The organism is Sphingomonas sp. T1 (assembly GCF_902506585.1).
Taxonomy (GTDB): domain Bacteria; phylum Pseudomonadota; class Alphaproteobacteria; order Sphingomonadales; family Sphingomonadaceae; genus Sphingomonas; species Sphingomonas aerolata.
This window is the reverse complement of the sequence record NZ_LR733914.1, coordinates 52,053-62,982: the sequence shown is the minus strand read 5'-3', so window position 1 is coordinate 62,982 and position 10,930 is coordinate 52,053. Positions and strand designations below refer to the sequence as shown.

Annotated in this window: 8 protein-coding genes; 5 read left to right on the top strand and 3 right to left on the bottom strand. The window is 59.9% G+C overall.

What is annotated here, in order from left to right; genetic code table 11:
- Positions 1–161 precede the first annotated feature (161 nt).
- On the bottom strand, positions 162–422 hold the full coding sequence (locus GV027_RS21135; RefSeq protein ID WP_159513535.1) for a DksA/TraR family C4-type zinc finger protein: 261 nt from the start codon (positions 420–422) through the stop codon (positions 162–164).
- 630 nt (positions 423–1,052) lie between these two features.
- Positions 1,053–1,793, bottom strand: a complete 741-nt coding sequence (locus tag GV027_RS21130; RefSeq protein WP_159513534.1) for a 2OG-Fe(II) oxygenase — start codon at positions 1,791–1,793, stop codon at positions 1,053–1,055.
- A 64-nt stretch (positions 1,794–1,857) separates the two neighbouring features.
- Between GV027_RS21130 and GV027_RS21125 the strand changes: the two genes are divergently transcribed.
- Entirely contained in the window at positions 1,858–2,586 is a 729-nt protein-coding gene (locus GV027_RS21125) for a 2OG-Fe(II) oxygenase (protein ID WP_159513533.1), read from the top strand.
- Complete coding sequence (locus GV027_RS21120) at positions 2,583–4,256, top strand: putative 2OG-Fe(II) oxygenase (protein ID WP_159513532.1); 1,674 nt, start codon at positions 2,583–2,585, stop codon at positions 4,254–4,256. The genes GV027_RS21125 and GV027_RS21120 overlap by 4 nt, the downstream gene beginning before the upstream one ends.
- 95 nt (positions 4,257–4,351) lie before the next feature.
- Here the strand turns inward: GV027_RS21120 and GV027_RS21115 are convergent, their stop codons facing one another.
- Positions 4,352–7,288: a TonB-dependent receptor domain-containing protein gene (locus GV027_RS21115; protein ID WP_236559453.1), complete on the bottom strand. Its 2,937-nt coding sequence runs from the start codon at positions 7,286–7,288 to the stop codon at positions 4,352–4,354.
- A 176-nt stretch (positions 7,289–7,464) separates the two neighbouring features.
- Here GV027_RS21115 and GV027_RS21110 point away from each other — a divergent pair, with 176 nt between their 5' ends.
- The 3 genes from GV027_RS21110 (at position 7,465) to GV027_RS21100 (ending at position 10,735) form a co-directional block, all read left to right on the top strand.
- Positions 7,465–7,995, top strand: coding sequence for a hypothetical protein (locus GV027_RS21110; RefSeq protein ID WP_236559452.1), 531 nt, complete (start codon positions 7,465–7,467; stop codon positions 7,993–7,995).
- A 129-nt stretch (positions 7,996–8,124) separates the two neighbouring features.
- Complete coding sequence (locus GV027_RS21105) at positions 8,125–8,904, top strand: response regulator transcription factor (protein ID WP_159513530.1); 780 nt, start codon at positions 8,125–8,127, stop codon at positions 8,902–8,904.
- 808 nt (positions 8,905–9,712) lie between these two features.
- Positions 9,713–10,735: an IS110 family transposase gene (locus tag GV027_RS21100; protein WP_159513529.1), complete on the top strand. Its 1,023-nt coding sequence runs from the start codon at positions 9,713–9,715 to the stop codon at positions 10,733–10,735.
- Positions 10,736–10,930: the final 195 nt, after the last annotated feature.

Below are 10,930 nucleotides of genomic sequence, written 5' to 3'. Positions count from 1 at the left end.
ATGATGAAGTTCCTCTTGTTGAAGGAACTCCATCGTCTGCCGCCGCTGCCGCAGGACCAAACCTCAGCGCAAGGGCGCTACCCCACCGCCACCACCACTGCCGCGCAGCGGCTTCGTGCTGTGGGTCTGGTCAGCTTAGGCCGGCCAGGACGCGGAGATAGTCACCGCAGCTGACTGTCCTTGCTGCCCCGCCGATTGAACGTAGCGGCAGGAGGCCGGTCGCGGCCGCTCTGACAAGTTACGCAGGTTCGCACTCCAGGCAGCGCCCGACGCCGACCTTCGGGGATGTCGTCGCCACAAATTGCACAGAACGGTTCACTCGTTCCGCTTGGCATGCTTGCGCGTGCGGCCAACACTGCGTCAGCCACTGAATCGTCAATCTGATCCTGCACCGCGCCATCGCGCGTCCAACCGCCGGCCATCTGCCTCTCCTTACCTGAGGTATATGGGGATCAGACAGCGCCGGTGCTAATGCTAGCGCGTAAACCGATGTCCGCTTCCGGGCGGCCGGTTACATCATAGACGACACTTTTGGGTCATACCGGTCGGCAAGCGCGGCGATGAACTGGACCGGCCGCCGATGATGTTTACTGTAAATCAGCGGCAGGCTTAGTGGTTGCGTGTTCCCGCGTAACGAGTCCGTTCGTGTGAGAGTGTTCCGCGCGAGACGTCTACGATCGGGGCCTGAAGAGTAGTCCAGTCAACATGCCACGTCAGGATTTGCAAATCGTGAGTGCGCGGTCGCGGCCCAACGACATTTCAGATTTTCACGCGTAGACAGGTGTAGTAAAAACCTTCGTTAGAGCCGAACGGACCGCCGTTACGCGGAAAGACCTGACCGTCCGATGTGTCACCGGTGAGCGGATAGATCTGCATAGTTGAATTGGGAGTCAGCCGATTAAGATGCCCGTTGGTGAAATAGTGAGCGCCGACGGACAGGTGAAGTATTTGAGCGTGTAGCTCAGTTCCAGATCGGTGGTGAACTTGCCATCGAACGTCTGGTTCGCGACGCCGTCTGCCTGACGTGACCATCGAACCCGACGTCTAACTGCTTATGAGTCAGGATTGCTACTCGTGGCGCGCAGCCAGCCTGTTATTGAGTATCGCCTCCAAGCCGCCGCACGCGTTACTTCGGACACACTATGCATTTGCGGTACCCTGAACAAATTCAGAGTGTTGAACCGGGGTTCTAGGGCCCGCAGCCACCCTTTGCCGTCCGAATGGAAAACCAGTAGTCCACCCCATTCGGTTCGCCAGATGGGATTGAGACCGAGCACATAGGCGGCACGACGATTGCGCCCATCGACGGCATCGTCATGACCAGTGAGAAAATCCCCGGGCCCATAGGCCGTGGCCTGGGCGTCGGCGAAATCGATATCCCCGGCCCCCGTGACCGTCCGTAGGAACGCGCGAGGCTCACCCGATGAGAGCCACGAGGCAAACGCAGCGAGTGGATCGTCGCTGGCGCGACGTGACGCCTCGTCATCGGGAACGCGTATCGTTTCATACCGGAATTGAAAGCCCGAGCGGGCAGATGCGTAGACCGCATTGTCCAAGGCATCGCGCTGGGCACTGGACATGGCGGCCCGCGTGGCACGGTCCAATTCAATCGTGCGATCACCACTATTCACGAGGTAGCGCCAGTCCGTCCGCTTGCTCAGCAGGGAGTGGAGGGCTGCGGCGCATTCGGCTTCGAGAAAATCCGCTATGTGCAATCGTCCATCACGCGCGAACTGATCCGCCAACGCGGTTGCATTGAGTGCTGGGTTCACGGAAAAGCGATCATATGACATGCCGTCCACCCTATCGCACGCGATGCTCCCGCGTCGACGATCCAAAGGAAAATACGATCACGTGATGCAGCGTCTGTTCGACATCAATCCGACGATCGATGTGACCACGGCGTCGACCGTCTTTGCGCGTGATCATCGCGTACAGATACGCGGTTTCCTGACCGACCACACGGCACGGGTCGTTCGTCGCGTTCTCCAGCACGAAACGCCTTGGGGAACGGCATGGCAGGCCGGCACCAGCGGTCCTTCTTCGATGCGTCAGCAAGAATTGCGTGCGATGCCCGCGGATCGCCGAACCGCGCTCGCAGCGGCCGTGAACACCGCTGCCGCATCACGGGATTATGCATTTCGTTTCGCGCATTATCCCATGGTCCATGCCTACATCGAAAAGTGGAATGCCAGGGGCCTCCACGATCTGCTTGTCGAACACCTGAATGACGCGTCGTTCCTGAACTTCGCACGGGCCGTGACCGGCATACCGGAACTCATCAAGGCTGATGCACAAGCCACGTTCTTCAGTGCCGGCGACTTTCTCGCTCTTCACGACGACAGTCATGCGGCGCAGGGACGCCGCGTCGCGTATGTCCTGAACGTCGCTGATGACGACTGGCACACCGACTGGGGCGGATATCTCAACTTTCTCGATGATGATGGCGATGTCGTTGCCGGATGGCGTCCGCGGTTCAACGCGTTGAACTTGTTCCGCGTGCCTCAGAGGCATCAGGTCAGTTACGTGCCGCCGTTTGCGCGCGCGTCGCGGTTTGCCGTTACGGGATGGCTTCGCGACAGATGATGCACGGTGCCGCGAGCTTACGCGACCGCGCTCTGGCTGCGGCGCGGTCTGGAGATGATGCCGTTGCGGTCCGCCTCTTCGCCGAAGCAGCGGTGCGATATCCGCGCGATGCGGCCATGCTGAACAGCGCGGGCAATTTTCATGCAAGGGCCGCACGTCACGACGAGGCCTTGTCATGTTTCGACAGGGCGATCACCGCTAATGCTGATTTCGGCGAGGCCATCGTCAATCGGGCGATCACACTCGCGGCAATGGGTAAGCAACGCGAGGCGCTTTCAACACTTTGCGCCGAGGAACGTCGATTACGGGGACTGCCACGCTATTGGTCAGCGCGTGCGGGTCTCGAGGTAGCGCTGGATGATCGTGTCTCAGCGTCGCGCAGCTACGAGCAATGCTTGTCGCTCGCGCCCACGCACGCATTGGCGCTGCATGGACGCGCACGGATGGCGCTCGACCGCGGCGAAGATGACATGGTGGAGCGTTTCGATCGCGCGCTCGCCCTGGCGCCGGGTGATGCCCTGCTCTGGCTGGGACGCGCAAACGCGCTCGATCACGTGGGACGTACTGCGGAAGCGCGCCAGATAGCGGAAGCGCTCGTCGAGCAGGTTCCGGAATGGCCGGACGCACTCGAACTGTTGGCACAATTGCGCTGGGCGGCCGGAGAACGGCAGGACTTCTGCCTGCATTACGCAGACGCTGTCCGTCGCTTTCCCCACAATGCTCTTCTGTATCGTTCGTGGTGCCGCATGCTAGCAGGCGTCGATCGCTATCATGAGGCTGCCGATGCAGCAGGCATCGGTCACCGGGCATGCCCCGAGGACCCCGAACTCGCGTTGCGCGAAGCCGTTCACCGGGGCGAAGCCGGTGAAGACGGCGTCGCGGAAGCGATCTTTGCACGCCTGACCCTCGACACTGACGATCGGTCTATGCACGAAGCGCGGCACTGGCTGCGGTGCGAGGAGCCGGAGCGCGCCGAACGCCTCCTCGCACCGATAGCCGAGGCCAACGGCCCCGTCGCGGCATGGGCGCTTCGTGATATCGCCTGGCGGATGCTCCAGGATCCGCGGCATGCTTGGCTGCACCAGGACACGTTCGTCCGTCTCCTGCCCCTCGAGCTGAGTGACCGTGATCTGCATGCAGCGATCGCCGTGCTTGATCGTTTTCACGACACCGCTGCCATGCCGATCGGCCAGTCGGTCCGCGACGGCAGCCAGACGCGCGGCGGACTGTTTGATCGCGGCGAAGCTGAGATCGCGCGGTTCCACGAGGCGGTTGTGCGAACGATCACACGATACCGGAATGCGCTTCCGCGTCGCGATGATGGGCATCCGCTACTGCGGTATCGCGATGCTCCCATGCGCGTCGCCGGTAGCTGGTCTGTCAGACTGATGCAGGGCGGGTTCCATACAGGCCATATCCATCCCGAAGGCGTTCTGTCTTCGGCATGCTATCTGTCATTGCCCGAACCGGAGAGCGCAGACCCTTTTGCCGGAGGATTGGAACTTGGCCGTCCGCCCGCCGATCTGCGGCTCCCGCTGCCACCTGTTCAGATCGTTAAACCCGAGCTTGGTTTCTGCGCATTGTTTCCGAGCACGTTGTACCACGGCACGCGTCGCTTTAGCACGGGCAAGCGCATGACAGTCGCTTTCGACGTCGCCCCCTACCGCTAACCGGTTCATAAAATAAGCGCCCGTACGGTTTCCCGTACAGGCGCTGATTGAACAGGTTCTGAAAGGCGGCGGGCCGCAGCCCGCCGCGTACCGGATCAGAACTTGAAGCGGGTCGAGACAAAGAAGTCACGACCAAGCACATCGTAAGTGCTGGGGTAGGTGTTGGCCTGCTGCTGGTTGAACCCAAGGATTTTCGGATTCTTGTCGAACAGGTTGTTGACGCCCATCGACAGGTTGTACTGATCCGTGATGTCGAACGAGAAGCTCAGATCGATCAGGTTGTACGCGGGAATTCGCTCAACAAAATAGTCCGTGCTATCGTCATCGTCACGTACTGCCGACAGGTGCCGCCAACGGACGCTGGTCGTAAGGCCGCCGTCCATCCACGATACGCGCGACGTCCACTTGTACTTGGGGGTTGGGTTTCCGCACGCAAGGACGCCGAACCTGCCGGCGCACTCGTTGACCGTGTCCGGCAACTCCGCAACCGGCGTGAGGTCGTTCTTCCTCGTATAGGTGCCGAGGAAGAAGAAGGAGAGCTTGGAGTCTCCATTGCCCGTCAGCGAAAGCGGGAAGCGCGTTTGGTAATCAACCTGAACGTCGACACCTTCGACCTTCAGCGTCGACACGTTCGCATTGCCGATAAGCGGTGGGTTGCTCGCGTCGAACTGCCCGAGCGCGTTGCGGGTGCCCACGAACGCCTGACAATAGGGGCTGTTGATATCCTGGACGACGTTATAGCAAAGATCGAGCGAGTTGGCCAAACCACCACCAAGCGTCGAGACCGTGTTCTCGACCTTGATGTTGAAGTAATCCGCCGTCATCGACAGGCCAGGCAGGAAGCTGGGCCGCAGCACGATACCTGCGGTGTAGGAGTCAGACGTTTCCTCCTGCAGGTTCGGGTTGCCGCCAGTCCGGTTCTGGATCTGCGTATTCAGCTGGACGCCCGGCGTACCAACCAGCGCGGCCGGAACGCCCGTCGCGACGCACAGGGCGCGCGTTGTTGCGTTGGCTGCCGCGGCTGCCGTTGCGCAGGGATCGACCGCGTTTGGAAAGTTCACCGCGCCGCCAGCGAACAGCTCGGCCACGTTCGGCGCGCGGACTGCGTGCTGATACTGACCACGGAAGCTGATGTCGCGGATCGGAGAATAGGTAACGCCGCCCGCATACGTCCAGACGCCACCTACATTAGACAGCGAATAGTCCGAATAGCGTCCTGCACCATTGATTTCCAGGTTGTAGATACCTGCGGTGCGCGCCGCGATCGGGACGAGAATTTCACCGAACAGCTCCTTCACGTTGTAGCTGCCCGCAGTCGGGTCGCCAGCGTTGAAGCCGATGACGTCGCCAGACGACAATGCGGTGTCGGGAATGAACTCGGACGTCATCTTGCGATATTCGCCACCCGCAGCGATGCTGACGTCGTCGCCGCCAAAGCCGAAGTTGAACAGGCTGCCGGTTACCGATGCGTTGGCCACCTGCAGCACGGACGTATCGCCGTTCTGCGCGAGAATCGTGATTTGATCGACCATCGCCGGGGTCAGCGTGTTCGGTCCGAAGATGTTGATCGGGGATGCCGTACCGTTGAGCCCGGCCTGGAAAGCCGACCGCGAGATGTTGCCGGACTGGACGTTCGAGTTCCGCGTACGGGCATAGCTGTAATAGGCGTCGTAGTTGAAGCCTTCGGTGATACCTCCCTTGACGCCGACGAGCATGCGGAACGCGTTACGCTCGTCGAGCGAATTGCGCGATCCGGTCTCGACCACGCGACGCGACACCGAAAGCGGAACGACACCGTCGCCCACGGTGTTGCCGGCTGCTCCTACCGAGTCCAGCTGACGCAGCGCTGCTATATTCGCCGCGTTGAGGAACGGCGAAACCGATGCGATGTTGACTTGGAACGTGCCCGTGACCGGGGTCGCCGCCAGCTCGTTGGCGACGCGGTTGTTAACGAACGATGCCTCCAGGTACGCCGTATTGCCGCCGCCCATGTCGTAATCGGCATAGCCGCCTATCAGGTAGCGCTCCTGCGGAACCTGAAGAAGGTTTGCCGGCGCGAAGTTGTAGAGGTCCGTTCCGACACGCGGTCGGCTGACGCCTGGCGCAGTGAAATAGGCCCCGCCGCCGCAATACACGTTGCCGGTCGGGCAGGCTGAAGGCGCGAAAGTCGAGGTGAACCGGCCGTCGGGCGTCGTCGAAGAGCCACCGGGGACCAGCGCCGAGGAATCGCCGTTCTCGCCCAGTGCTTCCCGAGTATAGCTGCGTGCTCCTTGGAAGATGGGTTCACGACGGTAATATTCGCCATAGACGGTCGCATGGCCGCGGTTGTCATTCAGCGCAGTGCCGATCGCCAGATAGCCCTCGTAACGACGACCGTCGCCGCGCTCGGTCAGATTGTACTGACCACCGGCCTCGACACCGGTCAGATCGGTCCGCAGGCGGAAGTTGACGACGCCGGCCAGAGCGTCGGAACCGTACACGGCCGACGCGCCGCCGGTCACGACGTCGACACCCTCGAGCAGGAAAGCCGGAATGGTGTTGAGGTCGGTGATCTGCGATGAATCGTAGAACATCCAGCGGCGGCCGTTCACCAGTACTAGCGTACGGTTCTCACCAAGACCGCGCAGGTTAAGTGTCGAGACGCCGCCACCTGGGTTGTTCGAGAATGACGTGCTGCCGGGAATGACCTGCGGCAGCGTGTTGATCACCTGCTCGACGTTGACGGTGCCAGAAAGCTTGAACTCTTCCTGACCGACAACGGCGACGGGAGCGGCGGTCTCCAGATCACGACGCTTGATGCGCGACCCGGTGACGACGACAGTGTCGCCTTCGGCGGGTTCGCCGGTCGCGCTCTGATCGATGTTGTTTGTCGGCGTTCCTGTGCCCGAGTCCGATCCCGGACCGGTCTGTGCATAGGCAGGAGCCACGACGGCTGCCGCACTGGCCGCCAACGTCGTTGCGAGTAGACGCGAACGAAAGTTCATTGTGTAATCCCCCTTAGAAGCAACCATGCTGTGCACGTTCTGCAGCATTCGAAGCCTTGGCCCTCGTCGAGGCACCTAAGCATAACTGTTACTATCTTCTATTGAAACAATGTTGCAATGTAGGAAGCGCCGGAATTATCCGCTATCAGGCGTTTCGCCATTGCTGTGGCAAATCGGACACACCGCGGAACTGCAGACGCTATTGATGAAGAGGGAAAAGCGAAGTGCGACATGTCCGGCTTACACTATCTGCGATCTCCATCTTTGCCGTCATGATGCCGGCGTCAGCGCAGACCGCGCCGAGCATCGGCAATGGCGAAAAGTTGATCGATGCCGTCACGCAGTGTCGAGCGATCGCAGAGTCGGCCGGTCGGCTAGCCTGTTTCGATCGGGCATCGTCCGCCTTGGAAGCCGCACGCGCCGGCGACGGCCTGGCTGTCCTCAGCCGTGATGAGGTCGTGGAGAAACGCCGGTCGCTCTTCGGCTTTCAGCTCCCGACGATCAATCTATTCGGCCGTTCGGGCGAGAAGATGCCTGAGATCCAGAACTTCGAATCTTCGGTCAGCACCGTGACCCGATCGGGACGGGATCGCTGGGTCGTGCGCTTAGCCGACGGTTCGACGTGGAGGATTACCGAACCGTCGCGGTTTCCTCCTCGAATCGGAGGCCCGGTGAAGATCAGACGAGCCGCACTTGGCACCTTCGTCGCCTCCTTCGACGGCGATCGAAGCCTGCGGATCGAGCGCTTGCAATAGATGGGCGGCACTGCCTGAGGGCGAAAAACGAGAAGTGCAGGCTTCACCTACAGTTCGGTGACGTTCGGGGGCTCGAACTGATAAGTCGGCTAGCGAAGATATCCTTACATATTAACGACAGCGATACTTATGCTTAATGACCATGTCGATTCAATCACTGCCAGATCAAACAGCCGACCGCGCATACTGATATTGACCAGCGAGGCTGATGACGACGATGTCTTGCTCCTTGAGACGTTAAGACGCCATGCCATGACTGTTGACCGGGTAAAAACCGCTGATGATCTGAACGCATGCGTCGGTATGATAAATTACGATCTAATAGTAATCGACCTTTTAATACCCGACACTGATAGTTTGCATATTGTAAAGTGGTTAAGCAGTTATCGGAACTTGCCAGGGATAATGGTAAGGTCAAGTCTGGAAGATGATACGGACAGAATAGTCGTGTTTGAGCTAGGCGCCGATGACTTTGTTTCAAAATCCTGCAACCCTCGAGAGGTGACGGCGCGGATCCGTGCCATACTTCGTCGCCGTTTGAGTGAAAAGGAGCGTCATGATAATCTGGCCGAAGGATGTAGTTGCCAGTCCTCCCAGGGTAAGTTGATCTTTGCGGATTGGGTGCTAAATTCCACAAATCGGCAGTTACTTTCTCCCTCGGGGGAATTGCTGAAACTTTCAATTGTCGAATATGCTATATTGAGTCGCTTGTTCATTAATCCAGATGCCGTCAAAGATCGCGCGAGCCTGGTCAGCACTTCTGGCGACGGCGTAGATCTACGATCTGCTGACGTCCATGTCAGCCGGTTGCGAAGGAAATTAGCCTTATACGGTGGGCAGGATTTGATCCAGACGGTTCGCGGGCAGGGATACAGAATGGTAGCCCCCGCCGATGCGAAGCGGAGGTGATGAGAATTCGTCGTGGAGTCTGATGGACGAACACTCCGTAAACCATACGATGGCGACCGACGCTTTCGAAGAGACCTATGCCGTCCACCCCCGCAAGCCTGCTTCCCGATAATCGGCGTCGCTGACGGCTTCTAAGCGAGATTGGGCTACGGTGGCGACCTCTTGCGCTCGTATTAGCTCGCGAATGGCCTCATGCGTTCCATCTGGCACGCAGACCGCGGTCAGCTCGCCAGCCCGATTGAGGCGGGCTAGGTTTACGGCATCACGACGGTTGGTCTTGACCCGGTCGCCGGGACGCTTCGGCATGAGCGACGGCGCCACTAGCTCGGACCCTGGTCCAGCTCAATGATCTGGCGGTGAAGCTCGTATCCCGTCAAACCAGCCTCATAGCGGAAGTGAAGCTTAGCGGGTTGCTTTGCCAGTTTAGTCAACGTCGACGCCACCGATGCCGGCTCGGCTGAGATGTCGCTAAAAAAACCGGACTTCGCCATTCCGTTCGCCATCGACAACCACGACCAAGCTCTTCGGCTTTGGCGTATCAAAGTCCGACGAAAAGTTCGCTAACCTCTTCCTTGGTCCGCCCTCGCTCAAGCTTAGGGCTAGGTGCCGGCGCATCCGATGCTTGCCTATCACGACGTTTATGACTGAAATCAAAAGCCGAAGACATCTTGGTGTGGCGATGAACATGGGGTAATCGCGGGAGCGAAGCCCTAGCGTTCACGATGGAAGCTAGTGGCTGTTCCCCGATAAGATGGAAGTACGGGCTCACGATCCGAAGCCGGGCCCAAGCATCTGATGGAGAACAGCCATGGACGAGTATATCGGACTAGACGTTTCCTTGAAAGAGACTGCCGTATCCATTCGGCGTGACGGCAAGCGTGTTTGGCGCGGTAAGTGTCCCTCGGATCCACAGCTTCTGGCGGCATTGATCCGCAAGCATGCGCCGGCACCCAAGCGGGTAGTATTCGAGACTGGCCCGCTCTCGGTCTGGTTCTTTCACGCGCTGGCGGCCGAAGGGGTGCCAGCGATCTGTATCGACGCACGCCATGCCAAAGCTGCTCTCGACATGGCAACGAACAAGACCGATGCCAACGATGCCGACGGACTGGCGCATCTGGCTGAGGTCGGGTTCTACAAGGAAGTGCGGGTCAAGAGCTTCGACAGCATGCTCACTCGCACGCTGGTAGCGGCACGGACTCGCCTCGTGCGGATTGGTACCGAGCTGTCGAACCAGATCCGGGGCCTGATGAAGACGTTCGGTCTCGTCGTTCCCGCTGTGACGGGCAGCAAGTTCGAGCATCATGTTCATGCGCTGCTGGCCGACAATATAGACCTGGGGCAGATCATCCGTCCGCTGCTTGAAGCCTGGCACGCAGTTCGCCTCCGCGCCGCAGAGCTCGGACGCAAGCTTCTCGCGGATGCGCGGCGCAACGCCGCCTGCCAGCTGCTGATGTCGATCCCCGGTGTCGGTGTTGTGACCGCCACGTCGTTCGTTAGCGCGATCGAGGAGCCCGCCAACTTTAAGCATTCGAGATCGGTGGGAGCGTTCGTCGGGCTGACGACGCGGCGCTATCAGTCTGGCGAGATCGACTATGACGGTCACATCTCCAGGCGCGGTGATAGCCACCTGCGCGGGCTCCTTTACGAAGCCGCAACAGTCCTCCTCACGCGCAGCCGATCCGAATGCGATCTACGCAAATGGGGGCTGCAGCTGCGAGAAAGGCTTGGCTTCAAACGCGCCACGGTCGCAGTTGCCCGCAAGCTCGCCGTCATCATGCATAGCATGCTGATCACCGGTGAACCATTCAGGGAGAAATCCGTCGCAGCTTAAATTCCCGAGCTCGTCCGCGTCGCAAGGCGCCACGAGACGTCCTGCCGGGACGTAGGCTGATCCATTCCGCGACATTCGTTGCACCTTATGCCTTCATGGCAGTGAAGTGCGTGATGAACCTTGGAAGGGTTACCCGCGAAGCCCCATCATGCGGCGGCATATGTCGACCGCGAAGACGACCATGCTCTCGGCAAC